The 25,317-nt window shown below is 63.2% G+C and carries 23 protein-coding genes; 14 read left to right on the top strand and 9 right to left on the bottom strand.

Features of this window, described 5'->3' with window-relative positions; genetic code table 11:
- The first annotated feature begins 121 nt into the window (after positions 1 to 121).
- Positions 122 to 607: a nuclear transport factor 2 family protein gene (locus ACN9MX_RS15105; protein ID WP_363829219.1), complete on the top strand. Its 486-nt coding sequence runs from the start codon at positions 122 to 124 to the stop codon at positions 605 to 607.
- 187 nt (positions 608 to 794) lie between these two features.
- Here the strand turns inward: ACN9MX_RS15105 and ACN9MX_RS15100 are convergent, their stop codons facing one another.
- Positions 795 to 2,249: an NAD-dependent succinate-semialdehyde dehydrogenase gene (locus ACN9MX_RS15100; RefSeq protein WP_363829217.1), complete on the bottom strand. Its 1,455-nt coding sequence runs from the start codon at positions 2,247 to 2,249 to the stop codon at positions 795 to 797.
- A gap of 242 nt (positions 2,250 to 2,491) precedes the next feature.
- Between ACN9MX_RS15100 and ACN9MX_RS15095 the strand changes: the two genes are divergently transcribed.
- The 9 genes from ACN9MX_RS15095 (at position 2,492) to ACN9MX_RS15055 (ending at position 10,931) form a co-directional block, all read left to right on the top strand.
- Positions 2,492 to 2,818, top strand: a complete 327-nt coding sequence (locus tag ACN9MX_RS15095) for a 2Fe-2S iron-sulfur cluster-binding protein (RefSeq protein WP_363736482.1) — start codon at positions 2,492 to 2,494, stop codon at positions 2,816 to 2,818.
- A gap of 1 nt (position 2,819) precedes the next feature.
- On the top strand, positions 2,820 to 4,049 hold the full coding sequence (locus ACN9MX_RS15090) for an NAD(P)/FAD-dependent oxidoreductase (protein WP_363829215.1): 1,230 nt from the start codon (positions 2,820 to 2,822) through the stop codon (positions 4,047 to 4,049).
- A gap of 158 nt (positions 4,050 to 4,207) precedes the next feature.
- Positions 4,208 to 5,407 carry a formaldehyde dehydrogenase, glutathione-independent gene (gene fdhA, locus ACN9MX_RS15085; protein ID WP_363736478.1) on the top strand — a complete coding sequence of 400 codons (1,200 nt, stop codon included), beginning with the start codon at positions 4,208 to 4,210 and terminating at the stop codon, positions 5,405 to 5,407.
- A 47-nt stretch (positions 5,408 to 5,454) separates the two neighbouring features.
- Positions 5,455 to 5,964: a flavin reductase family protein gene (locus tag ACN9MX_RS15080; protein ID WP_363736476.1), complete on the top strand. Its 510-nt coding sequence runs from the start codon at positions 5,455 to 5,457 to the stop codon at positions 5,962 to 5,964.
- Positions 5,961 to 6,743, top strand: coding sequence for a fumarylacetoacetate hydrolase family protein (locus ACN9MX_RS15075; protein WP_363829213.1), 783 nt, complete (start codon positions 5,961 to 5,963; stop codon positions 6,741 to 6,743). Before ACN9MX_RS15080 ends, ACN9MX_RS15075 begins: the two co-directional genes overlap by 4 nt.
- Before the next feature lie 10 nt (positions 6,744 to 6,753).
- Entirely contained in the window at positions 6,754 to 7,725 is a 972-nt protein-coding gene (locus tag ACN9MX_RS15070; RefSeq protein WP_363829450.1) for an acetaldehyde dehydrogenase (acetylating), read from the top strand.
- 3 nt (positions 7,726 to 7,728) lie between these two features.
- Entirely contained in the window at positions 7,729 to 8,766 is a 1,038-nt protein-coding gene (dmpG, locus tag ACN9MX_RS15065) for a 4-hydroxy-2-oxovalerate aldolase (RefSeq protein ID WP_133651455.1), read from the top strand.
- A gap of 64 nt (positions 8,767 to 8,830) precedes the next feature.
- The gene (locus ACN9MX_RS15060) at positions 8,831 to 10,486 is read left to right on the top strand and encodes a thiamine pyrophosphate-binding protein (protein ID WP_363829210.1); all 1,656 of its coding nucleotides are present in this window, start codon (positions 8,831 to 8,833) and stop codon (positions 10,484 to 10,486) included.
- Between the two features lie 220 nt (positions 10,487 to 10,706).
- The gene (locus ACN9MX_RS15055) at positions 10,707 to 10,931 is read left to right on the top strand and encodes a hypothetical protein (RefSeq protein WP_363829208.1); all 225 of its coding nucleotides are present in this window, start codon (positions 10,707 to 10,709) and stop codon (positions 10,929 to 10,931) included.
- A 101-nt stretch (positions 10,932 to 11,032) separates the two neighbouring features.
- On the opposite strand, the gene ACN9MX_RS15050 is transcribed toward ACN9MX_RS15055, so the two are convergent.
- Positions 11,033 to 11,743 (bottom strand): SDR family NAD(P)-dependent oxidoreductase, encoded by a 711-nt coding sequence (locus ACN9MX_RS15050; RefSeq protein WP_363752422.1) that lies wholly within the window; start codon positions 11,741 to 11,743, stop codon positions 11,033 to 11,035.
- On the bottom strand, positions 11,740 to 12,684 hold the full coding sequence (locus ACN9MX_RS15045) for an alpha/beta hydrolase (protein WP_363829206.1): 945 nt from the start codon (positions 12,682 to 12,684) through the stop codon (positions 11,740 to 11,742). Before ACN9MX_RS15045 ends, ACN9MX_RS15050 begins: the two co-directional genes overlap by 4 nt.
- A gap of 198 nt (positions 12,685 to 12,882) precedes the next feature.
- Between ACN9MX_RS15045 and hcaB the strand changes: the two genes are divergently transcribed.
- Entirely contained in the window at positions 12,883 to 13,716 is an 834-nt protein-coding gene (hcaB, locus tag ACN9MX_RS15040; protein ID WP_363829204.1) for a 3-(cis-5,6-dihydroxycyclohexa-1,3-dien-1-yl)propanoate dehydrogenase, read from the top strand.
- Positions 13,717 to 13,745: 29 nt separating this feature from the next.
- Here hcaB and ACN9MX_RS15035 read toward each other — a convergent pair whose 3' ends face one another.
- Positions 13,746 to 14,498, bottom strand: a complete 753-nt coding sequence (locus tag ACN9MX_RS15035) for an SDR family NAD(P)-dependent oxidoreductase (protein WP_363829202.1) — start codon at positions 14,496 to 14,498, stop codon at positions 13,746 to 13,748.
- 68 nt (positions 14,499 to 14,566) lie between these two features.
- Entirely contained in the window at positions 14,567 to 15,430 is an 864-nt protein-coding gene (locus ACN9MX_RS15030) for an SDR family oxidoreductase (RefSeq protein WP_363736463.1), read from the bottom strand.
- 179 nt (positions 15,431 to 15,609) lie between these two features.
- On the opposite strand from ACN9MX_RS15030, the gene ACN9MX_RS15025 reads away from it, so the two are divergent.
- Positions 15,610 to 16,470: an SDR family oxidoreductase gene (locus ACN9MX_RS15025; RefSeq protein ID WP_363829199.1), complete on the top strand. Its 861-nt coding sequence runs from the start codon at positions 15,610 to 15,612 to the stop codon at positions 16,468 to 16,470.
- A 136-nt stretch (positions 16,471 to 16,606) separates the two neighbouring features.
- Positions 16,607 to 17,437 (top strand): SDR family NAD(P)-dependent oxidoreductase, encoded by an 831-nt coding sequence (locus ACN9MX_RS15020; RefSeq protein WP_363829197.1) that lies wholly within the window; start codon positions 16,607 to 16,609, stop codon positions 17,435 to 17,437.
- A gap of 12 nt (positions 17,438 to 17,449) precedes the next feature.
- Here ACN9MX_RS15020 and ACN9MX_RS15015 read toward each other — a convergent pair whose 3' ends face one another.
- Entirely contained in the window at positions 17,450 to 19,756 is a 2,307-nt protein-coding gene (locus tag ACN9MX_RS15015) for an arylsulfatase (protein WP_363829195.1), read from the bottom strand.
- 507 nt (positions 19,757 to 20,263) lie between these two features.
- Here ACN9MX_RS15015 and ACN9MX_RS15010 point away from each other — a divergent pair.
- Complete coding sequence (locus ACN9MX_RS15010) at positions 20,264 to 21,079, top strand: enoyl-CoA hydratase-related protein (protein ID WP_363829192.1); 816 nt, start codon at positions 20,264 to 20,266, stop codon at positions 21,077 to 21,079.
- 24 nt (positions 21,080 to 21,103) lie between these two features.
- Here the strand turns inward: ACN9MX_RS15010 and ACN9MX_RS15005 are convergent, their stop codons facing one another.
- From ACN9MX_RS15005 to ACN9MX_RS14995, 3 genes are all read right to left on the bottom strand, one after another.
- Positions 21,104 to 22,534: an acyl-CoA reductase gene (locus ACN9MX_RS15005; protein WP_363829190.1), complete on the bottom strand. Its 1,431-nt coding sequence runs from the start codon at positions 22,532 to 22,534 to the stop codon at positions 21,104 to 21,106.
- A gap of 4 nt (positions 22,535 to 22,538) precedes the next feature.
- Positions 22,539 to 23,960, bottom strand: a complete 1,422-nt coding sequence (locus ACN9MX_RS15000; RefSeq protein WP_363829187.1) for a hypothetical protein — start codon at positions 23,958 to 23,960, stop codon at positions 22,539 to 22,541.
- An 85-nt stretch (positions 23,961 to 24,045) separates the two neighbouring features.
- Positions 24,046 to 25,296, bottom strand: a complete 1,251-nt coding sequence (locus tag ACN9MX_RS14995; RefSeq protein WP_363829185.1) for a sulfotransferase family protein — start codon at positions 25,294 to 25,296, stop codon at positions 24,046 to 24,048.
- Positions 25,297 to 25,317: the final 21 nt, after the last annotated feature.

Here is a 25,317-nt window from a genome sequence, read left to right as displayed (position 1 = left end):
CTGTTGGCGACACCGCCAATTGGGTCTGTGGGATGACGGGAGCCCGCATCACATCGTCCATTGGGACGTCGCGCCATCCGCAAGTTCGGGCACCGCTGACGGTCGACAAGGAGAGGAGACGATGATGTCCACCACTGTCCCGATGACGGAGAGAAACCTGGCGCATGCCGAAGCGATCCGGATGCTGAAGGCGCGCTATTTCAGGAATATGGACCAGCGGGATTGGGAAGCCATGATCGACGTTTTTGTCGATGACGCCGTCATGGACATGCGATCGGAAATGGCGGCGCTGGCGCATGCGGGATTGGCGGTGGACCCGCAAGCTGGGCTTATCGAAGGGCAACCGGCGATCCTGCAGGCGATGTCGAGCGCACTTGTGGGGACGATCACCGTCCATCATGGGCATATGGGCGAGATCGATATTCTGTCAGATAACGAGGCAGAGGGAATATGGCCGATGCGGGACGTCATCCTGATGCCGGAGGGCAGTCCGGTGCGGCAGCTGCGCGGCTATGGGCATTATCATGAACGCTATCGGCGTGTGGCGGAGGGGGAATGGCGGATCGCCCATCTGAGGCTCAGCCGCCTGTTGATCGAATGGATTTAAGACGGATCGACATTCAGGCCTGACGGCCTGCAAATGGCGACTTTCCGTGCTTCCAGTGCTCACGTACCGGAAGTATGCTGCGCGCCGGGTCACGAAAAATCACCATTTTCGGCTCGTCATCATCTGAATGTCGATCCGTCTTAGGCGGGCGACCGCATCGCCCCGCCATTCCCCCCGAGATCGGGTTTCAGATGCCGCCCATGCAGATATATTTGATCTCCAGATAATCCTCGATCCCATATTTCGACCCTTCACGGCCCAGCCCGCTTTCCTTGACACCGCCAAAAGGGGCGACTTCGGTCGAGATGAGGCCCGTGTTCACGCCGACGATGCCATATTCGAGCGCCTCTGCCACGCGCCACACCTTGCCCAGATCGCGGGCAAAGAAATAGGCGGCCAGGCCGAAACAGGTGTCGTTCGCCATGCGCACGACTTCCGCTTCGTCGCTGAACCGGAAAACCGGAGCCAATGGCGCGAAAGTCTCGTCCTTCGCCACCAGCATGTCGCTGGTCATACCCGTCATGATCGTGGGTTCGAAGAAGCTGCCGCCAAGGTCAGACCGGCCTCCCCCCGCTACCAGAGTGGCCCCTTTCGCGAGTGCGTCGCCGATATGGCTTTCGATCTTCGCCACGGCGCCCTCGTTGATGAGGGGGCCGATCGTGACCCCCTCGTCAAACCCGTTGCCCATCCTGAGGCCGCCCACCGCCTTGGCCAGCCGCTCGACAAAGGCGTCGTGGATACCGTCCTGCACGTAGAGCCGGTTGGCGCACACGCAGGTCTGGCCCGCGTTGCGGAACTTGGACTGCATCGCGCCGGCAACCGCGGCATCCAGATCGGCATCGTCGAACACGATGAAGGGGGCATTGCCGCCCAGTTCCAGGCTGAGCTTGGTGATATGCTGCGCTGCGTTGGCCATGAGGTCGCGACCGATTTCTGTCGACCCGGTAAAGCTGATCTTCCGCACCAGGGGGTTCGAACAGAATGTGTCGCTGATTTCCCCGGCGTTGCCGGTGATGCAGGACAGGATGCCGGGGGGAATCCCTGCTTCCTCCGCCAGACGGCAGAGCGCAAAGGCGGTCAGCGGCGTGGCGCTGGCCGGCTTGATGATCATCGGGCATCCCGCCGCGAGGGCCGGTCCCGCCTTGCGCGTGATCATGGCCGCCGGGAAGTTCCACGGCGTGATCGCAGCCGTCACGCCGATCGGCTGCTTGACGACCAGCAGGCGCATCCCCTTGTCATGCGCGGGGATCACGTCGCCATAGGCGCGCTTTCCTTCTTCCGCGAACCATTCGATGAAGCTGGCCGCATAGACCACCTCGCCGCGCGCCTCCGCCATCGGTTTGCCCTGTTCGGCGGTCATGATCGCCGCAAGGTCTTCGGTATTGGCGATGATGAGGTCGAACCAGCGGCGCAGGATCGCGGCACGGTCCTTGGCGGTTCGGGCTGCCCAGGCGGGCATGGCCTGTGCGGCGGCCTCTATGGCGCGCGTGGTTTCGGCATGGCCAAAACGCGGCACGTTCGCGATCACTTCCCCGGTCGCGGGATTGCGCACGGCGATCTTTGCCTCGCTGTCCATCCATTGCCCTCCGATCAGGCAGCGTTCTTCCAGCAATTGCGGGCGCTTTAAATTGTAAATGGCCATGAGGCGGTCCTTCTGCGGGAGTCGGATGGAGCGAGGCGTCAGCTTTGCCCTATTCCGGGGAACCCTCGCTTATCCATCGTCCGGTTGGACCATGTTCTCCACGGTCCCTGCGGCTAGAGCCGGGGAAAGGCAGTCAGCGGCCTTTGGCGGGTTCTGTCATCGAAGTACCCGCCGGCCAGGTTGGGCCTGAAGGATAATGGGGCGTGCGCCGGATGGTCCGGTGGGTTTAGTACAGGAAGATCATGATGCCAAAAGTGACGTTCAAGAGCCATCAGGGGGACGTGCGGGAGGTGGACGTCGCTGCTGGGCGCTCGCTGATGCTGGCCGCGACGATCAACGGTGTTCCGGGCATCGATGCGGATTGCGGCGGCACGCTTTCCTGCGCGACCTGCCATGTCTATGTCGATCCGCAGTGGATCGACCGGCTGCCGGCCATGGATGACGTCGAGAACGACCTGCTGGAGAACACCGCCTGCGAAAGGACCGGAAACAGTCGCCTGTCCTGCCAGATCATCGTGACCGATGAACTGGAAGGGCTGAGCGTCGAGGTTCCGGAACGTCAGTTCTGACATGAGCGGGCTGCTTATTGTCGGCGGCTCCTATGCCGGGCTGAACATCGCGGCATCGGCGCGGCAGCATGGCTTCGACGGCGCGATCACAATGCTGACCGAAGAGGCGTTTCTGCCCTACCACCGGCCGCCGCTTTCGAAGGGATATCTGACCGGCGCGGTCGACGCCGAAAGCCTGCCGCTGCGCGGAGAAGTCTTTTATCGCGACAATCAGGTGGACGTCGTCTTCGGCGCGCGTGCCGAGCATGTCGAGCCGGAAGGCCGTGTCGTCACGACCAAGGGGACGTTCGGGTTCGACAAGCTGGCCTTCGCCACAGGAACGCAGGCGCGCCGCATACCGCTGGCCGGAGCCGATCTGGACGGTGTCGTGACGCTGCGCTCGCTCGCTGACGCCAACCATATTCGCGAGAAGCTGGAGCAGACGTCGTCGGTCGTGATCATCGGCGGCGGTTTCATCGGGCTGGAGCTCGCCGCGTCGCTCGCCAAGGCGGGAAAGCCCGTGACGGTACTGGAAGGGTTGCCGCGGGTGATGGCGCGGGTGACCGGGCCCGTGATCTCGAATTTCGTCGAGCGCAGGTTCGCGGCTGAAGGTGTCCGCATATTGACCGCGACAGGCGTGGAGCGGATCGAAGGGGACCAGGGCAAGGTCACGGGAGTGCGGGACAGCCATGATGTGGTCCATGCTGCAGATCTCGTCGTGATGGCGGTGGGCGCGGTGCCCAATACGGGGCTGGCAGAGCCGCTTGGCCTCGCCAGCGGGCAGGGGATCCATGTCGACAGCTGCGGTCGGACGGCCAATGCCGCGATGTTCGCGGCGGGCGACTGCGCATTCGGCATGAACCTGTTCGCGGGGCGCGACATGCGCCTGGAATCGGTGCAGAATGCGACCGACCTTGGCAAGGCTGCCGGCGCGGCCATCGCCGGCAGGACCATGCCCAACTTGTCCGTGCCCTGGTTCTGGTCGGATCAGTTCGACATGAAATTGCAGATGGTCGGCTTTTCCCAGGATGCGCAGCAGGAGGTTGTGCGCGGGTCGCTGGAAGACGGAAAATTCTCCGTTTTCTACCTGCGCGACGAGCGCGTCGTCGCGATCGAATCCGTCAATGCGGTGAGCGATCATGTGCTCGGTCGAAAGCTGCTGGCGGTCGACCATCGTGTGAGTGCGGCGATGTTAGCTGATCCGGCCTTCAACCCGCGGGATCTGATCGCGTCGAAGGTCGCCACAGCCTGAAGCACGGGCATAGTCCGGTGGGACGTATGTCGCAGCCCCGGCGGGATTAAGATGATGGCGATCGGCGCCTTCCCTCAATCAGCGCCGGCCGGCCAGCCGGCCTCAGCGAGGGCGAGAGCCTGTCCCAATTGGTAATAAAAAAGAGCAGGAGCGAAGTCATGGCGGGCAATCGTGGTGTCGTTTATCTCGGACCGAACAATGTGGAAGTGATGGATATCGGCGATCCCAGAATGGAAACGCCGCAGGGACGCAAGATCGATCACGGCGTCATCCTGAAGGTCGTGTCCACCAACATCTGCGGATCCGATCAGCACATGGTGCGCGGACGTACGACGGCGCCGACCGGGCTGGTCCTGGGGCATGAAATCACCGGGGAAGTCGCAGAAGTCGGCAGCGGTGTCGAGTTCCTCAAAAAGGGCGACATCGTCTCCGTCCCGTTCAACGTGGCATGCGGCCGTTGCCGCACATGCAAGGAACAGGCGACGGGCGTCTGCCTGAACACCAATCCGGATCGCGCCGGCGCGGCTTATGGCTATGTCGACATGGGCGGATGGATCGGCGGGCAGGCCAATTATGTCATGGTGCCCTACGCCGACTTCAATCTGCTGAAATTTCCCGATCGTGACCAGGCGCTTGAGAAGATACGCGACCTGACCTGCCTGTCTGATATCCTGCCGACCGGGTTCCACGGCGCCGTCAATGCGGGCGTTGGTCCGGGTTCCACCGTCTATGTCGCGGGAGCGGGGCCGGTCGGGATGGCGGCTGCGGCGTCCTGCAATCTCCTTGGCGCCGCCTGCACCATCGTGGGCGACATGAACAAGGAGCGCCTGAAGCATGCCCGCGCCATGGGCTTCCAGACGGTCGACCTTTCCGAACATGCGGATCTGGGCGAACAGATTGCGCAGATCCTGGGCGTTCCTGAAGTGGATTGTGCCATCGACGCGGTCGGGTTCGAGGCAAGGGGGCATGGCGCCGATTCCGGTCATGAGGCGCCCGCCACGGTGTTGAACGCGCTGATGCAGGTGACCCGCGCGTCAGGACGGATCGGCATTCCCGGCCTTTATGTCACTGGTGATCCGGGCGGCGTCGACGAAGCGGCCAAGATCGGCAGCCTGTCGATCCGCTTCGGGCTGGGCTGGGCGAAGAGCCACGCCTTCTTCACCGGGCAGACGCCGGTGGTGAAATATAATCGCCAGCTCATGCAGGCGATCCTGTGGGACCGCCTGCCAATTGCCGACATCGTCAATGTCGAAGTGATCGGTCTGGATGAAGCACCGCGCGGCTATGAAGTATTTGACCATGGCGCGGCCAAAAAGTTCGTGATCGATCCCAATGGAATGGTGCCGAAGGCCGCCTGAAGGCGACCTTGACGGCTTATGGTTAGGCGTTTGCCGGAGGCATGTGAATGAACAGGGTAATCGATGTCGATGCCTCCGTCGCGGCCGTCGATGCGATTGGCGATCTTTTTCGCCAATCGATGCGGCGACTGGCCTCGGCAGTATCGATCGTGGCGTGCGAAAGCGACGGGGAGTGGTTCGGCCTCAGCGCGACATCGGTAACGTCCCTGTCGATGGAACCGCCGTCATTGCTGGTCTGCCTCAACCGGTCGGCGTCGCTGACGCCGATGCTGCACCAGGACAAGCCGTTTTCGGTGAATCTCCTCGACCGCCGGCATCAGAATGTGTCCAATGCCTTCGGCAGTTCCAGCTTGCGGGCAGAGCGTTTTCGCGACGGGGGCTGGCAACTTTCGGAGCGGGGCGTGCCCGTGATGGCGGAAGCGATCGCGTCGATCGAATGCGACGTAGGGAAGCTGGTCGAATATGGGTCGCACATCATCGTCATCGGCGAAGTGCGTCATGTCCGGATTGGGGAGGGCGTGGACCCTCTGATCTACTGCAACGGAAAATATCAATGACCTCAACCAACAACGCTGCGTTCAGCGACGCCCTCTATGACGCGCTTCGCGGACGGCATACGATCAGCCCTCTTGTCGAGCAGCAGGCATCACTGACGATTGACGATGCCTATGCGATCAGCCTGGGATTTCTGCAGCGTCGTACGGCCGATGGCGAGCGTGTCGTGGGCAAGAAGATCGGTGTTACATCGAAGGCGGTGCAGGATATGCTGGGCGTGCACCAGCCTGACTTCGGCTTCCTGACGGACTGGATGCATGTGGAGGGGGATATCGATGTCGACGCCAAGGCGTTGATAGCGCCGCGCGCGGAAGCGGAAATCGCCTTCATACTGAAGGACAGGCTGAACGGCCCCGGCGTCACCCCCGCCGACGTGATCGCCGCGACGGAGGCGATAGCACCGTGTTTCGAGATCGTCGACAGCCGCATCAGGGACTGGAAGATCAGCATCGTCGACACGGTGGCGGACAATGCCAGTTGCGGTGTCTTCGTGCTGGGCGAGGCGCGGGCCGATCCGCGCGCCCATGATCTGCCGAACCTGCATGTCACCGTGACTAAGAACGGCGCGCCACTTTCGGAAGGCTATGGCCATGCCGTGCAGGGCGATCCGGCCATGGCGGTGGCCTGGCTCGCCAATACGCTGGGCGCCTATGGCGTGACGCTGGAGGCGGGCGACGTGATCCTGTCGGGATCCGTTGTGCCGCTGGAGCCGGCGGCGAAGGGCGATCGCTTCGAAATGACATTGCACGGCATCGGCACGTGCACAGCCAATTTCATCTGAAGGAAACATGATGGGCAAGGTCAAGGCAGCCATTATCGGATCGGGCAATATTGGCACCGACCTGATGATCAAGATGATCAAATATCCGCAGAATATGGAGCTGGCGGTCGTGGTCGGCATTGACGAGGCGTCGGAAGGCCTGGCCATGGCTCGCGAGCGGGGCGTTGCGACAACGCATGAAGGGCTGGAAGGCCTCAAGGCGATGGACGTCTATCCCGAGATCGGGATCGTCTTCGACGCGACTTCGGCCTATGCGCACAAGGTCCATGATGCGGCCCTGCGCGCCGACGGCAAGCAGGTGGTGGACCTCACCCCGGCTGCCATCGGTCCCTACACCATCCCGACAGTCAATGGCGAAGCCAATCTCGACGCGGGCAATGTGAACATGGTGACCTGCGGTGGACAGGCGACCATCCCGATGGTGGCCGCCGTCAGCCAGGTCGCGACCGTCCACTATGCCGAGATCGTGGCGTCCGTATCCTCGCGTTCGGCGGGCCCCGGCACGCGCGCCAATATCGACGAGTTCACCCGCACGACCGCGGGTGCGATCGAGAAGGTCGGCGGCGCGGCGCAGGGCAAGGCGATCATCATCCTCAATCCGGCCGAACCGCCGATGATCATGCGCGACACCGTCTTCACTCTGTCCGAGGGTGCCGACGAGGAAACCATCCGCGCCTCTGTCGAGGCCATGGTCAAGAAGGTCCAGGCCTATGTGCCCGGCTATCGCCTCAAGCAGGAGGTGCAGTTCGAGCGCTTTGGCGACAACAACAAGCTCAAGATCCCGGGGCGCGGCGAGTTCACCGGCATCAAGACGATGATCCTGCTCGAGGTCGAAGGAGCAGGTGATTATCTTCCCAGCTATTCGGGCAATCTCGACATCATGACCGCCGCCGCTAAGGCGACCGGCGAGCTGCTGGCGCAGCGCATTGCTGAAGGCAAGAAGGCGGCGGCCACCGGGTCGCTCGCCGAGACGGAGAATTAAGAGATGAGCGCGAAATTCAACGTCGAAGCGGGCGAGAAGCTGTACATTCAGGACGTCACCCTTCGCGATGGCATGCACGCGATCAGGCATATGTACGGCATCGATCATGTCAAGGCGATTGCCAAGGCGCTTGACGATGCCGGCGTGGACGCGATCGAGGTCGCCCATGGCGATGGCCTGAATGGCGCCAGCTTCAACTATGGCTTTGGCGCGCATACTGACTGGGAGTGGCTGGAGGCCGTCGCATCGGTGCTGAACAGGTCCGTCCTCACCACGCTGATCCTGCCGGGCGTCGGCACGGTTGATGAACTGCGCCGCGCCTATGATATCGGCGTGCGATCGGTGCGGGTCGCCACCCATTGCACGGAGGCCGACGTCAGCAAGCAGCATATCGGCATCGCGCGCGATCTGGGCATGGACGTCTCGGGCTTCCTGATGATGAGCCACATGATCGATCCGGAAAAGCTGGCGGCGCAGGCAGTACTGATGGAAAGCTATGGCGCCCAGTGCGTCTACGTCACCGACAGCGGCGGCGCGCTCGACATGGATGGCGTCAAGGCGCGGCTGGAGGCCTATGACCGGGTATTGAAGCCCGAAACCCAGCGCGGCATCCACGCCCATCACAATCTCTCGTTGGGCGTGGCCAATTCGATCGTGGCCGCGCAATGCGGGGCGGTCCGCATCGACGCGTCGCTGACCGGCATGGGTGCGGGCGCTGGCAATGCGCCGCTCGAAGTGTTCGTCGCCGCGGCTGACCGCAAGGGCTGGAACCATGGCTGTGACGTCAACGCACTCATGGATGCGGCGGAAGATCTGGTTCGTCCCTTGCAGGACCGGCCAGTACGCGTCGATCGCGAAACGCTCGCGCTGGGCTATGCAGGGGTCTATTCCAGCTTCCTGCGCCACGCGGAAAAGGCGGCCGAAACCTATGGCCTGGACACCCGCACGATCCTGGTCGAACTCGGCCGTCGCAAGATGGTGGGTGGACAGGAGGACATGATCGTCGACGTTGCGCTGGACATGCTAAAGGAAAAGGCCTGATCCAGGGCGGGGCGGGGAGAGTCCCGCCCACCTGCAAGACGAAAAAATCCCCGGGAGAGGAAGTGTGGGTCTGGAGCAGGAGAGGAAGGAACTGGGAGCCCGTGAGGTTGTCCGTTTCCTGAAAGAGAGCGGATTCCGTCACATTTTCGGTCTTCCGGGAAGTTCGCTCGTATCGCTTTTGCAGGAACTGGCGGATTCTCCCGTCAAAGTGGTTCCGACGATCCATGAATCAGTGACGATCGCGGCGGCTGACGGCTATGCGCGGGTGACCGGGGCCGGGGCGGCCTATATCTACATGGTGCCCGGCACGGCCAATGCTCTTGCCAATCTGTACAATGCCTGGCGCGACGAAAGTCCCATTCTGGTGCTGGCGTCCCAGCAGGCGGCCTGGGCCCGCACGCGTGAAGGCACGATCGGTGAGGGGGATCTTGTTCCCCTGGTCGCGCCCTTCTGCCGCCATGCCCGCGAACTCGCGCCGGGCATGCCGGTCTATCATCATCTGGCGGCCGCCAGTCGTGCGGCAAGAGGCGTACCGACAGGGCCGGCATTCGTCTCCCTGCCGGAAGATGTGCTGGAGGCTGATGGACCCGTCGTTTCTGTCCCCCGGACGGTCCGCCTGCCGTCAGGCGCGCCTGACATAAGCCTGCTTGCAGAGAAGCTGGCAAAGGCTCGCCGGCCCCTGATCGTCGCGGGCGGCCAGGTGCGGCGCCATGGCGGTGCGGATGCGCTGGCCGCGCTTGCCGAGCGCCATCAAATCGCGGTCGCGGCGGAGCCGGGCTTCAATGACAGGCTCGCCATATCGCCTGGCCATCCGAATTTCCTGGGAGGAATGACCGGACTCTACGGCAGCGTCGCAGAGGCGCGGGCGGATTTCGTGCTGGTGGTCGGGGGACGTTTCATTCCGGAGGGGCATCCGCGACCAAACCCCTATTTTCCAGGGGCCGAATTCGTCGCCCACGTCAATGCCGATCATGCGAAGCTTGAGGAGACAAGAGTCGCCCACTGGTCCTGCGCCTGCGATCCTTCGGCCTTGCTGGCCGCTCTGCTCCAGGCGGTGTCCGATGCCGATGATGCGCTGATGCGGCAGAGGCGCGCCTTCATCGACGAGGCGAAGGCGGCCCGATTGCCGCCCGGTAATCCCTTTGCCGAGACATTGGCATCCTATGGAACCGCACTTGGCGCGCTTCACGACGCGCTGGATCACGGCTGGGTGGTCGACGAAGCCGTCATGGGATCGGTTGCCCTTGTGGGAGCGCTGCGATCGGGTGATGGCGGACGATATATGGGGGCAACGGGGGGGTCGCTGGGCTGGGGAACCGGCGCGGCCGTCGGTGCCGCGCTGGGTTCGGGCGGGCCGGTTACCTGCGTGCTGGGGGACGGCGCGTTGCGCTTTGGTCTCCACGGCCTCTGGACCGCCGTGGCGGAAAGATTGCCGATTACATTCGTGATCCTGGACAATGGCGGCTATGGGTCGACCCGCTATTTTTCCCGGGCTTATGCGGAACGCGCAAAGCCGGGTGGGGGACGCAACGCGCCCAGCTATGCCGGCATGGACTTTCGCGAAACCGGCGGTTCCCTGGCCGACCTGATCCGCGGCTTTGGCCTGCCATGCACCGGGCCGGTGGCTCCGCAGGACGCGCGCGAAGCATTGGAGGCGGCATGGCGTTCGGCGAAAGAAGGGCCAAACGCGATCATTATCAGCTTGCCGTTCGGTGATTAGGCCTGCATTCAGGCAGAGGTAAGGTCACCGCCATGGTGCGACGCAGAAGTGATCGGATGCTATGAGGATATTGGAAGGCTTTTACAGCATAGATTTTGACCATGAGCTGAATATTGTCCGTCTTTCGTCTTATGGTTTCTGGACGCTTGAGGTCGTCGATCAATTTGCCCGGGACGTGAAGCACGTTCGGTCCATTGTCGGCGCTCACCATGATTGCCTGATGGACGGTTCCCTATGCGAAGTGCGCACGCCTGAGGTCGCCGATGCCCTGGCCCGTCTGGCGCAGAAGGAGGATCACGTGTTTCTGGGGCGAACGGCCATGGTCATGAGTTCCACCCTGCTCAAGATGCAGAACCGCCGTTTCCTGAAGGACGACCGCTTCGAATATTTCGATAATGAGGAGGCGGCCTTGCAATGGCTCGCTACGGGCGGGCCGGCCACCTGATCCGCCCCTCTCCAACGAGCAGAACAGCGATCGGATTTTGGATCAGATCGCTGTTCTGCATTTCTTGTTTTCCGTGATTTTAGGATCGCTCCAGAATCGCTTTATCCGCTGCAGCTGTAGCCGCCGTCGACCGTCAACAGCACCCCATTGACGTAGCGCGCCGCGTCCGAACACAGGAAGAGGATCGGATCGGCCAGATCTCCAGGTTCGCCGAAACGCTTCATCGGCAATCGCGCGAGCAGCATGTCGGCCCATTGCTTGTTCTCGAACACCGGCTTTGCCATGCCCGTCTGGATCCAGCCGGGCGCGACCGCATTCACGCGGATGTCCGGCGCCCATGCCACGGCAAGCGATTTCGTCAGCTGAACTATGCCGCCCTTGCTGGCGGAATAGGCAGGCGTCCCGGCGCTGCCGAACGTGGAATAGAGCGAACCGACATTCACGATCGCACCCTTGGCCGCCGCGAGCAGATCGCGCGCCGCAAGACAGCAGCGCTGCGTGCCGGTCAGATTGATGTCAAGGATGCGGGCGAAACCTTCGGGCGTGAATTCACTGCTGGGATCGGCGGCCCCTGCGCAGTTGACGAGCGCGTCGATCCGATCGAACTCGGAGAAGAAGGCCTTGACCGCGTCATCGTTGCGGACGTCCAGCACCTTGGCGCTGATGCCCGCATGGCTCGCCGCGCCGCTGACCTCCTGATCGGAAACGCCCGTTACGACGACTTCATATCCCGCGTCTGCCATTGCCAGCGCGGCGGCCCAACCAATGCCGTCAGGGCGCGCACCCCCGGTGATAACTGCTTGTCTGGTCATGAAACTCTCAACTCCTCGTCGAAAACGCTCTTCAGGCTGGCGGCCATCTCGTCCAGCGCGCCGGCTGCGGCGGGCGATATCTGATAAAAGGTCATGAAGCCGTGGGGCAGATCGCGATAATGGTGGACGGTTACCGCAACATCCGCTGACGCCAGTTTTCGGCCATAGGCAAGTCCCTCGTCCCGAAGCGGATCGAATTCCGCTATGATCAGCACCGCCGGAGGCAGTTGGCGAAGATCCTCGGTCAGAAGAACCGACATCCTGGGATCGTTCCTGTCCATGCCCTCCGGCGCATAATGATTCCAGAACCATATCATGTCGGCTGCGGTGAGCAGGCCGCCGGTCCCTCTTTCGGTGTAGGACGGGCTATCCTGACCACCGCTGGTCGCGGGATAGATCAGCAGTTGCGCCGCCAGTGCGGGCCCTTTCTGGTCGCGCGCCATGACAGCGACGGCGGCTGCCAGGTTGCCACCGGCGCTGTCGCCCGCGACGGCCAGCGGGATGTCGTCCAGGCCCAGTTCGCCCTTGTGCCGGTCCGCCCATTGCAGCGCCGCGTAGCAATCCTCCAGACCAGCGGGGAAGACATGTTCGGGCGCAAGGCGATAATCGACCGCCAGAACGGCGCATTGCGAGCGATTTGCCAAGGCGCGCACGGCCTTGTCGTGGCTCTCGAGGTTGCCTACCACCCATCCACCGCCATGATAGAAGAGGATCAACCCGCGCGGATCGCCGAGCGGGCGATAGAAGCGGGCGGCGATCGGTCCCGCCGCGCCTTCGACTTGCAGGTCGCGCACTTCTGCAAGTGCTTCATCCTCGCCGAAATTGAACTGTTCGAACATGGCCCGCACGGCTTCGACCGGGAGCGTCGGAATGGGAGGTGTCTGGGCAAGTCCTTGCAGGACAGGGCCGAATTCCGGCGCAAGGCTCGGTTCTTGGCTCATGATGGAGGCCTCTGGAACAGTGACAGGAAAGACAATCATGTAGGAAAAGGATGCCAGGCGGGGCGACGTCTGACCAGACTAGGTCAAGGGCCGCTCGCCCTGCTACTTCCCGCTGCATAATCGGGATTGCTCCGGACGCCGCAAGGCGCGGCGAGGCCGGCGCGCCAAGCGAAACTTGCGTTGAACGGGAGAAGGTCGATGGGTTGGCTTGAAGGCGATGTGGCGCTGATCACGGGTGGCGGCTCCGGACTGGGGCGGGCTCTGGTCGAACGTTTCCTGGAGGAAGGCGCCCGTGTCGTCGTCCTTGAATATTCCCCTGACAAGGCCAGCGCGCTCGAAAAGGATTTTGGCGATGACGTCGCCACCGTCGTCGGCGACGTGCGCTCGATCGCCGACAACAAGAAGGCGGTGGCGCTCGCCGTCGAGAAGTTCGGGAAGCTCGATATATTGGTGGGCAATGCCGGCATCATGGATTTGCCCGCCATGCTCCTCGACCTGCCAGAGGACAAGTTGGACGCCGCGTTCGACGAGGTGATGGGCGTCAATGTCAAAGGCTATATACTGGCCGCCTACGCAGCCGCGCCAGAACTCAGGAAGACCAAGGGCAGCATGGTCTTCACGGCGTCCTCCGCATCCTTCATTCCCGGCGGCGGCGGCATTTTCTATACGGCCTCGAAGCATGCCGTCGTCGGCCTGGTCCGCGAACTGGCCTATCAGCTCGCGCCTGAGGTGCGCGTGAACGGCGTCGGCCCCGGCCCAATGCGGACCGACCTGCGCGGCAGCAAGGCATTGGCGCCACAGGATTATGTGTTTTCACCGCAGACCCAGGAAGTTGCCGATATGGTGTTTCAGGCTTTTCCGCTCAAATGCGACGACCCGGCGGATTATACCGGTCTTTTCGTAGCCCTTGCGTCCCGCCGCAATGCGGCGACGACTACTGGCGAAGTCATCAATGCTGCGGACGGCCTTGGGATACGTGGCACGACCTTCCTGACCGGGGCGCATTTCAAGAAGGGCTATGTCCACACCTGACCCGGATATGGAGTTCCGCGGCAGGCTGTTCAGATGGTCCGCCCTCCATCGGCGACGATGATGGCGCCCGTCACATAGCTGGCAAGATCGGATGCCAGAAACAGGACCACATGGGCGATCTCCTCCGGCGTGCCCAGCCTTCCCATGGGGATCGTCCGCATGAAATCCGGGTCAAGGGGCGCCCCGTCGATCAGCGGCGTCTGGATGACCCCCGGACAGACGGCGTTGCAGCGGATGCCCGTGGCAGCATATTCGACCGCGACGGCGCGCGTCAGCTGCGACAATGCCGCCTTGGCCACCGCATAGGCGCCGATGCGCGGTTCGGCGTGAAAAGCCGCGATAGAGGATGTGTTCACGATCGAACCGCCCCCTTGGGCCGTCATGACGGGAACGGCACGCCGAACGACGCGAAAGGCCGATGTGACGCCAAGGTCCATGGTATGCTGCCATTGGCCGTCGGATATGTCGGCCGCCAGCGCACCGGCATCCTCGCCCCTCCACGGGGCATAGCCGTTATTGTGCAGGAAATCGATCCGGCCATGGCGCGCCAGCGCTGTGTCGATCATCCCGTCTATCATCGCCGCATCGCCAAGGTTGCAGGGAACGAAGTCGGCCTTGCCGCCCGCCGCCTGGATGTCCTGGACGATGCCCTGTCCTCGTGTCCCGTCCAGATCGGCGATCACGGCCGTTCCGCCATGGGCGGCGAAAAGCCGAGCGACCGCAGCGCCAATACCCGAAGCGCCGCCTGTGATGACGCCCACCCTGCCGTCGAAGCGGATCATCGCCTAACTTCCAGCGCGTTGCTGCCATGCGTTCGGGGCAGAGATGATGCGGCGCGGAACACGCGGCATCATCCTGCCGTCTCAAGCGAGGAAAGGCGCGCGCTGATGTCCCAGAGCCGCTTGGCCCCTTCCTCGCTCTGCGCCGCTGGCGATGGTTCGACGCGTTTGCGCTCATGGAAATAGCCGCCGGATGGCAGGGCGCGATCGCGGTCCATCGCCAGCCAGACGATCGTGTCCGCGCCCTGCGCCGATGTCAGCGCCTCCCCGCTCTTTTCCGCCGCCGCATAATAGGTCCGGGTCTCTACGCCCGCGCTTTCGGGAAAGCGTGAGGCGACAAGTCCCGGATGGACGGCACTGGCGACGATGCCGTCTGCCGCATGGCGTGCCGCCAGTTCGCGCGTGAACAGGATGTTCGCGAGTTTGCTCTGCGCATAGGCGGTGATCGGGAGGAAAGAGATTTCCATTTGCAGATCGTCCCAATGCAGATCGTCGATCATGCTGTGGCCGATCGAGGATACCGTGATGACATGGGGAACGGACGAACGCTTCAGTTGGGGAAGCAGATCGAGCGTGAGGATATAGGGCGCCAGATGGTTCACCTGGAACATCGTTTCCAGCCCATCGGCTGTCACATGCCTTGTGTCGAGCAGGCCCCCGGCATTGTTGACCAATATGTCGATCCGGTCGACAATTTCCGCGATGCGGGCGGCCGCGGCATGGGTCTGGGCGATGGATGAGAGATCGGCATTCACCCATTGCGCGGTCAGGCCCTCGGCTTCGAATTCTTTCGCCGCGCTGGTGATCCGTGCCTCATCCCTGCCCAGCGCAATGACCCGCATCCCCTCCCGCGCCAGCGCGCGCGCCGTTTCCAGCCCGATGCCCGATGTCGCTCCCGTCACTACCGCAACCGGCTTGTCGCCTGATCCTGTCATATATGCCGTCCATCCATAGGCTGTTTTCAGCCCATGATAGAAGGCAGCCTGCCTGTGATCATCGTCTGGTTGGACAACCGGCCTCATTGCGGGCCTGTCGTCCGAACGGCTGATGCCGCCGGTCCGGCGGTTGCTAGGCGAGATGCTGCAAGGCGGATATTTTCAAAGAGAGATGGCGAATGACTGATGTGGCTGTGGTCGTGGGCGTTCGGGGTTTTGGCGTTGCATGTGCTCGCCGGCTTGGCGCGGGCCGGCATCTGCTGGTCGCGGACGTCAGCGCCGACGTGCTGGAGCAGGTGACGGGCGATCTGCAACGCGAAGGCTATCGCGTGACGCCCACGCTCGTGGACGTGGCCGATCCCGCGTCGATCGACGCGCTGGTGGCGGAAGCGACGCGGATCGGGCGACTGCATGCGATGGTGCACACCGCGGGCGTATCCCCGCGCATGGCGACGCCGGAGAAGATCTACGCCGTCAATCTGCTGGGCACGATCCACGTCATCAACGCGTTCCTGCCCATCGCGGTGGAGGGAAGTGTGGGTGTCGTCATGTCGAGCAACGCGGCCTATTATGCGCCGGTGCCGCCGGAGGTGGAGCGGATATTGGCTCTGGGATCGGCCGAGGAGATGCTGGCGAGCGTGCGCACCGTTCCTGGCTGGGACACGGGCCTGGGCGCCTATTGGCTTGCCAAGCGTTCGAACCAGCTGCGCGTGCAGGCCGCCGCTGCCGAATGGGGCCGAAAGGGCGCAAGGATCCTGTCCGTCAGCCCTGGCATCATCTCCACCCCCATGATCCATTTCGAGCGGGACGCCGGAGCGCCCGTGGATAAAACGGTGTCCAATGTGCCCGTCGGCCGGATCGGCGTGTCGGAGGATATTGCGGCGGCCGTCGCTTGGCTGTGCGGTCCCGAAGCGAGTTTCGTGACGGGCACCGACCTGCTGGTCGACGGCGGCATGATGGGCGCGCTCAAATGGTCCGGTATGACGACCGAAGATCCGCAAAGCGCGGCCGGGCAGGTGCCCGGTCCCAGGGAGTGCTGACGACCGGTATGGCGTCCGCTGGGTCTGAACGGGCCGTCGGCGGGCGCTTTCCATCGGCGATGTCTGAATGGACGAGCGCCGGACACGCATGGCGGCCTATTGTCCCGATCGTTGGAGAGACCGAAGGAGATCATGAATGGGCGTCGCCAAATCATCGCGCGTCGGCGGAAAGGTGGCCATCGTCACCGGCGCTGGATTGAACGAACGCGGTCTCAACATCGGCGGCGCTACAGCGCGGTTGCTGGCCAGTGAAGGGGCGCGGGTCCTGGTCGCCACGCGGACGGGCCGCGACGGCGACGCCCTGGCGGACCTCATCCGTTCAGAAGGCGGGGAGGTGGTGGCCTGCACGTTCGACCAGGGTGACGAGGCATCCATTCGGGCGATGATCGACGCGGCGCTGTCGGCCTTTGGCGGGATCGACATTCTGGTGAACAATGCCGTCGCCGTCCTGCCCGACGATACGGATCTTCTCAGCACGAGCGTCGAAACCTGGGAACGGGTTTTCGATGTCAACGCGCGGGGCGTTTTCCTGTGCACGCGAATGGCGCTGCCCCATATGCTGGAACGCGGCGGCGGGTCGATCGTCAACATCTCGTCCGGTTCGGGCGTGAAGGGGGACGTGACGCGCATTGCCTATGGTCCCTCAAAGGCTGCGATCAACAGCTTTACCCAATATGTCGCGACCATGTACGGCAAGCAGAATATACGCTGCAACGCCATCACGCCCGGTCTTGTCCTGTCGTCCAAGGCCAGGCGCGACGTCACGCCGGAAGCGCTGGAAATCTTCGAAAAACATACGCTGACGCCCTATCTTGGCGAACCCGAACATATTGGCTGGCTTGCGCTGTTTCTCGCATCGGCCGAGGCTGCCTTCATCACCGGTGCCATCATTCCTGCCGATGGCGGCTTGCTGGCGCATCAGACCTACAGCGCGGATCTGGGGGCGGTGATGCAGGCAGGCGCATGATCCGGTCGATCCCTATTGCCGCCGCGCGCCCGGCGGTCCGGGCGTCACTTCCAGCCTGCGGATTTCGCCCGTGAAGCGATCCGGCGCTCCAGCCGCCTCATTGACCGGGCCGCCGCTGTCCAGGCCAATGTCGAATGTCTCGCCCGGTGCCTCCTGCACGACAAGAGAGCGTTCCAGCCGCCGTTCTGCGACCGGCGCGCCATTGACGGCGATGCGAACCAATCCACCCTTGCCATATCCGCCGCCGTCATAGTCGAAGTCGAAGGAGAGGCGAACCGTCGATCCCGGCTGAAGGACGGTGGGCGCCGCGAGGCGGAATTGATCTTCCGGCAAAGGGGTCAGCGCATGGCGGACCACAGGATGGCCGTCCTCGATGCCGAAGCTCCACCCGCCCATAAAGCTGCCCAGCGCGGCGATCACGCCATTTCCCGCTATGACATCCGCTGTCAGCGTGAAGGCGCGTCCGGTGATCGGTGGCGCGACGTCGGAGGGCAGGCTGATATCCTTGCCCCAGAATATATAGCTGCTCCGCGGTTTGACATAGGCGCGCGCCGAAAGGCCCGATCGCGCGGCGTCTGTACGGTCGTTGATCGGAAAGACCTTGTAGCGCGCGGCCTCAACATCAAACGCCTTGCGCATCCGGGCCAGGATGGCCGGTTGCGAGGCCGCCAGATCCCGTGTCTGGTTGAAGTCGGCGGCGAGGTCGTAAAGTTCCCAGCGGTAGCCAGGGGCGAGGTTCACGTTGGCGTCGGCGCCAAAACCCATTTCCCACGGTTTGCGTTCGGGACGGGTATTGGCCAGCCAGCCATGATCATAGAGGGCCCGGTTGCCCAGCATCTCATAATATTGCGTCGTGCGGCGATCCGGCGCTTGAGGATCGGCGAAGCTGTAGGTCATGTCGATGCCGTCGACCGGCTGCTGCGCGACGCCGTCGACGATGTCGGGCGCCTTTATCCCGGCGGCATGGAGAATGGTCGGAAAGACATCGATCACATGGTGATACTGGCTGCGCATGCCGCGATCGGTAATCCGTGAAGGCCAGGAGAAAACGGCGCCGTTGCGCGTCCCGCCCAGATGGGAGGCGATCTGCTTGTAATAGGGGAAGGGCGTGCTCATCGCGAGCGCCCAGCCCGTGGAGTAATTGCTGTGGCTTCGGGGGCCGCCAAGCTGGTCGATCTGCCGTCCATGCTCTGCCAGCCCCAGTCGCCGGTTCGCTATCTCCGTTGCTTCGCCGATCGCGCCGGCAGGGGAAGCGGCGCTGTCCGGTCCATTGTCACCTTCGATGAAGATGACGAGCGTATTGTCGTTCAGGCCCATGCGCCGCAACTCATCGACGATCCGGCCGAACTGCGCGTCCTGAAAGGCAAGCTGGGCCGCGAACACTTCCATCTGCCGCTGCTGGAACGCTCGCTCCTCCATCGACAGGCTTTGCCATGCCGGTATATAATCGGGCCTGCGGGGCAGCGATGTCCGCGCCGGGACAAGGCCCATCGCCTTTTGCCGCTCAAGGGTCTCTGAGCGGAGCTTGTCCCAGCCTTGCGCGAATTGTCCGTGGAAACGTTCGATCCAGTCGGCGGGCGCCTGATGTGGAGTATGGGCGGACCCCGGCGCGAAATAGATGAAGAACGGCTTGTCCGCCGCCGCCGCCTTCTGCTGATGAATCCAGTCTATGGCCTCGTCGGCGAGCCGTTGGTCAAGGATCCGGCTCGGCGGTTTTTCGTCGATGACGCGGCTTGTGTCGCGATAGAGCGTCGGGCGCCATTGATCCGTGTCCGATCCTATGAAGCCGAAGAAGTGATCGAACCCCAGCTTCGTGGGGAAATAGTCATAAGGCCCTGATGAACTGAACGGTCCCTTCGGTATGTTGTGATGTTTGCCGAAAAAGGCCGTGTTATACCCATTGTCCTGCAGGAGACGGGCAATAGTGGCGGCGCTTCGCGGTATCATTGCATCATAGCCGGGCGCGCCGAGGGCAAAGTCGGTCAGGGTCCCGGTGCCCACGGCATGGTGGTTGCGGCCGGTCAGCAATGCGGCCCGCGTCGGGGAACACATGGCGGTGGTGTGGAAGCGGTTGTACCGCAATCCATTCTGAGCCAGCCGCTCCAGATTGGGGGTTGGAACCGGGCCGCCAAAGGCCGAGGCCGCACCAAAGCCGACATCATCGGTGAGGACGAGGAGAATATTGGGGGCGCCCTCGGGTGCGGTCGGGATCGCCGGAAAGGCGTTGGGAAGCGGTGCGGAAGCCATTCCAGCATCGGTAGATGGCAGCACCGTGCCGCCCAAAGCCGGGACCGCATGCACAATCAGCGCGAGGAGCATGCAGCGCCTTCTCACTCGACCAAATCGGCTCGCCATCTTTCCTCTCCTCATTTTCGTTGTAGTTTTCAGGGCGGCGGCGCACGTCAAACCCATGAACGGACTAGGAAAGCGGGAAGGAGCATCGGACTATGATTCGCGCCTACTGTGGTGGATGTGAAATACGCCTTATTATAGCGGTTAGGTGGGGAGCGTATTTCAAATCAAAAAACACACTAGAATCCTATATCTGCTAGTGACCCCGATGAGTCTGAAGTTCGTTCAATGCCTACGCAGCAGTGGACGAACTTCAGATTCGGGTCACTAGTCGCAAACGACGATGTGGCGCGCTGGCCCGTTCGTCAGGATCGCCGGGAATGGAAATGGGGTGGTGCAAATGACGACGGCTTCGCGGGCAGGCGGTGTGATCTCTTCCGGACAGATTCGGAGGCAATTTTCAGATTGCGCGCCAGCAGCCCCCATCGCATCTGTGGAACAGCTATGGCGATCGGCCGGTGGACGGAGCATCCTGTGACATCTTCCTCTGACCCGATCCATGGCGAGCATATGGATGCAGGGCCCATAAAGGTCGAGCGGCTGGGCCGCGTCACCCGCATCACTATGGATCGGCAGGCGCGGCGCAATGCGCTGGACCGGGCAACGCAATCCGCCCTTTCCGATGCGCTCGACGCTTTTGCCGCCGATGGCGAGCAATGGGTGGCCATCCTGACGGGCGCCGGCGACGCGGCCTTCTCCGCCGGCTTCGACCTGAAGACACCGCCGCCCAAGGGCAGGGATGAACTCCTTCCCGGGGGCTTCGGCGGGCTTACCGCGCGGTTCGACATGGACAAGCCGATCATCGCGGCCGTCAACGGGCTCGCGTTCGGGGGCGGGTTCGAAATGGCGTTGGCCTGCGATATCATCGTCGCGGCGGAGCATGCCTCTTTCGCGCTACCGGAAGTGAAGGTCGGGATGGCGGCGCTGGGCGGGGGCGTTCTGCGTCTGTCGCGGCAGATCCCCTATCACCGTGCCATGGGCCTGATCCTCACGGGAAAGCCCGTGTCCGCGATCGAAGCGCGCGAGATGGGTTTCGTCACCGACGTCGCACCGGCCAGCGAGCTGGCTGACCGGGCGATGCGGTGGGCGCAGGATATCGTTGCCGCCGCGCCTCTTGCGGTGCGGGCCTCCAAGCGGGTGGCGCTGGATTGCGCAGCCCTGCCTCTGGAGGATGCGGAACGGCGGCAATGGTCGCTGCCCGCCACAAGGATTCTCGCCGGATCGGAGGACGGAAGCGAAGGACCACGCGCATTTGTCGAGAAGCGCGCCCCGATCTGGAAAGGCCGCTGATCGCGGCCCATCGGGGGCGCCCGCTCAGGCCGCTGTCGCTTCCTCCTCCACGATCCAGCGGCACATGCGCCGCCATGGCTCGATCGCGTCCTGGATGCCGTGGTTGGGCATGCCAACGGCGTTGCCAAGGGTCACGAGGCGTTGCGCGCCGTGAATCGCAAGCTGGTCGCGCAGCCGGCGCTTCAGGCTCTCGGGCCATATGCCGATGGTCTGGGTATAGCTGGTGACGGCCTGCACGGGGGTCTCGACGTCGTCCACCGGCACCAGATTGAGCACGCGGTTGGCGAGCAGCGGCGCGAAATCCACCGGTTCTTCCATCTGCGACATGATGACCGCACCCTCGACGCCGCCGCCAATGACCTTGTACCAGTCATCGCCGCCCACACGCAGCGCGCTCACCTCATCCGCCAGGGCCGGGTCCATGCGCACGGCGGGGCCTGAAATCTGCGGGGGCAATGCCTGGATCGCGTCATATACAAGTTGCCCGAGGCGATTGAGCCGCTCCAGTCCCGCCTTGTCGGTGCCGCTTTCGACCCAGACGACGCGCGCATTCACGCAGCCTTCCTGGTTGAGGCCGCCGCCGTCCAGCGCGAGCGCCCCTGCCACCCGCGCCAATGTTTCCTCGTCGGCGAAGGCCTCGCGCCCGATGATCGTTGAGCTCAGCTTGGGGTCCAGCGCGACCAGCTCTATGCCTGGCTGCACATATTTGGCGATATGCTTGATCGACGCCATGCCGCCCCACGCGATGATCTTCTCGATATTGCCGGACGTGTAGAGCTTTGCCTCCACGCGCTCGTCGCCGCCCTTCCAATAGGCGACGCTGAGGTGGCGCGTCAGCGGATGATCGGGCGCCATGTCGATCATCGTCCGGGCGATCGCCGCCGCGGTCAGCGGATCATTGCTCGGCGTCTTGATGATCGCGTCGCTCCGGGTGATGGCGTTGCGGGCGACAGTCAGAAGCGACGTGCCCGGCGCGTTGCCCGCCACGATATGGACTGCGCGCGCGCCGAAGGCGCGGATACGTGCCGTCACCGGCCCCTCCAGCGGCATTTCGACCCAGTTCTCAAGATAATCGATGCCGATGGAATTTTCGGCTGCCTCGCGCAAGGCGGCGGGATCGAGCATCCTGTCCATATTATCGTACATGGCGTGCAGGATGTCGGCACCCAGCCCCGATGTATGGCAGGATATCCGGAATGCCTCCTCCATCCATGGATTGCGGGAGGGAGGCAGACGGCTTCCCAGTTCGCCCAGATAGTCGAAAATCTCCTCCATCCTCAGGGAGTAGAGGTCGCTCATGCTGCTGGGCGTGGACAGGGCAAGCTTGCCCAGATGGGCCGCCACATCGGGTGCGGTAAAGCTGATGCCCCCGCCGCGCCCGCCATGCGACACGCCATCCTCTTCGATTACTTCGCCCCGGATGACCAGCGGCACGCGAAAACCATGATCCGTCATTTTGTCAGTCCATTTCCGCGAGGAAAGCGAGCGCATTGTCGTGCGCCTGCGGGGCGCCGGCGCATGTGATCTTGTCGTCGCCGCCTTCCTTCTCGCTATAGCGGCGAATGTCGGAGTCGAGGAACGGACCGTCCAGTCCGCATGCGCATCGGCCAAAGGTCATCGTCACTTCGTCTCCGCTGACAATGCCGCCCCAGCGCGTCTCGATCGACAGGTCGATGACGCCGAAACGTCCCGTATGCGTCCCGCTGCGCGGAGCGGGCTGGCCGGTTTCCGGATCGAGCAGGAACAGCAGCATCCAGGGAAGGGCATGATATTTGCCCTCGCTGCATTTCGGCATCAGCGCTGTCATCTCGCTCATGCCGTACAGTTCATTGAGCATGGATATGCCGAGAAACGCCGGAATGGTCTCCCTGTACCCGTCCGGAAGGGTCGCGCCCTTGGTGCCGCCCGCGCACAGGAACAGGCTGTCCGGCGCGAAGATGCCGCCTACGCCGCGCTGCCCGCCTGCTTCGGCCATTTCATGATACATGGACCAGTTGCCGGACATCATGACCCGCTTGCCCGCCAGTCGATCGAATATCTCGTCGAAGAAGCGGGCGCGGCGTGCCGGCCCTTCCTTCTGGGCAGCAACGAAGTCGTCCAGGCGGTTCAAGATCGCGGGCGAGACCTGCGAACGGCCCAGTTCGCCGCGATTGCCCGCGGCGGCAAGGCGGCCCGCCAGCGACAGGACATCGGCGCTCAGCCGGCCGGGATTCATGGCGACGATCATCGCGTCGTCACCCTGGTAGAGATCGTGCAGCAGCGCTTCGACCATGGCGCCATAGCCATTGTACATGATGCGGTTGCCCAGGACGATGGTGGGAACCTGGTCCAGTCCGGTCGGTTCGGGCTGGCCAATTGCCTGCTGCGAGAGGCGTCCGGAACGAAGCTGGCGGCTCGCCTCCGCCGGACCGCGCGGCAGGAAGGACAATTTTCCGCTGGTGCCGGTGGTGTGGATGATCCGCACGCCCGCATCGCGATTGACCGCGTCCAGCCAGTCGTCGATCGATTCGACGCCGCTCGTCTGGACATCGGAAAGGTCGACCGTGGTCAGATTGGAGAGCCACTGGGTCAGCCGGTCGTAACGGTTCTTTTCGATCAGCGAGACCGGATAGGATTTGTAGACGGAATGTTTGAACAGCAGCGCGGCGGCGTCGTTCAGGGTCGCGATCTGGGTGATGCCCTGTTCCGCGGCGAGGTTGCGCAGGGCCGGAAGATGCTCCCGCAGTTCCTCAAACCGCTTGCGCACGGCGTGAAGCTGGATGCGCGATACCTCTTCGGCTGGCATGGCGAGGCTGGCGTCCAGGGGTTGCCAGAACATCTCCTCGGGATGCTCGTCGAACGACGCGGCGTTCACCACGCGTGATATGCCGGCTTCTGCCAAGATTCGATCCTCTCTCCTGTGCCTCAAAGGGCAAGAACTCCTGTCTCCCCCACTCGCGGTCATCCGCCCATGGCGCATCGTCTGTTCAGAGTATGCCTGGGGAAAGGGGACCGGTGGAAAGCGAATTGGGGGCCGTCACGAACCGATCGCTGTAGAACCGGAATCTTTCGGCAAGGGCCGCTGGTTCCAGACCAAAATCCTCTTTCAACCGATATTCCAACTGTCCGTGACGGTCGCGGGAATGATCGGCGATGTAGCTCTGCATCACCTGTTCCGCCTGCCCGGTTAGTTCAAGTCCGGCCATGGCGTAGATCCGGCGCACCGTGCCGATCTGATCCGACATGAAATCGCGGAAACGAACGTCGACCGCGCGGTCAGGCGGCAACAGGTCGCGATCGCGCACGCAGGCGCGCAACAGCCGCTCGATCCGGTCCACCCAGTAATTGGCGACTTCCCCCGGATTGACCTTCAGCCGCCGCAAGCGGTCGATATAGCAGTTCATCGTCAGGCAGGAGGCGACGACGTCGACCGGGTCGCGATGGGTCATGACGATGGTCGCGTCGGGAAAGGCCGTCATCAGCGGCCCGAGCTGTTCCAGATGTCCCGGCGATTTCAAGATCCAGCGTTCCGGGCCGCGCAGCCAGGTCAGCACCTGAAGCACCTTGCGCAGGTAGAGGTAGCTCGAAGTCTGGTCGTGGGAGAGATAATGGTCCCGCCAGCGATAGGGCCGGGAGATCCATTCGATCATGTAGGAGGAAAAGTCGAGCATCTGCAGCTCGATCTCTTCATGGATATGGGTCGGGCTGAGTTCGTGAACATTCTTCTGGAACGGCAGCAGGGCGTCGAGGCCGGCCCAGGACGCCTCGGTATCGGCGAGCCGGGTGTCAGGGACACCCTCGGTGGGGACCGGCATCAGCGATTCCCAATAGGGCATGGATCGCAGCCTGTCGTCCGACGCCATCAGGTTGACGAGATGCGTTGTGCCTGTCCGCGGCATGCCCAGAATGATGATCGGCCGGTCAATCCTGACATCCAGTATTTCCGGATGCCGGGCGACCATATGCTCGACACGAAGCCGGTTGGCCGCATAGCGGACCATGTCGTTGAAGAATAATGTGCGGCCAAAGGCGTTGAGACCGTCCTCGTCGGCGCTGCGCAGCATGATGTCGAGTCGAGGGAGAAAATCCTCGCGGCCGAAATCGGAAAGGCCGGTCATGCTGCGCGCCGCGTCCAGCACGGCGTCCCGCGTCAAGATGACGGGTTGGCCTTCGGCAGCCTGAAGCGCGGCGAGTGCGGCCGGCGTCTGCCGGGGCGAAGCGAGATCATCGATATACAAATGGACCTCCGTATCGAATGG

The organism is Sphingobium sp. R-21, assembly GCF_049913335.1.
GTDB lineage: Bacteria > Pseudomonadota > Alphaproteobacteria > Sphingomonadales > Sphingomonadaceae > Sphingobium.
This window is presented reverse-complemented; position numbering and strand designations above follow the sequence as displayed.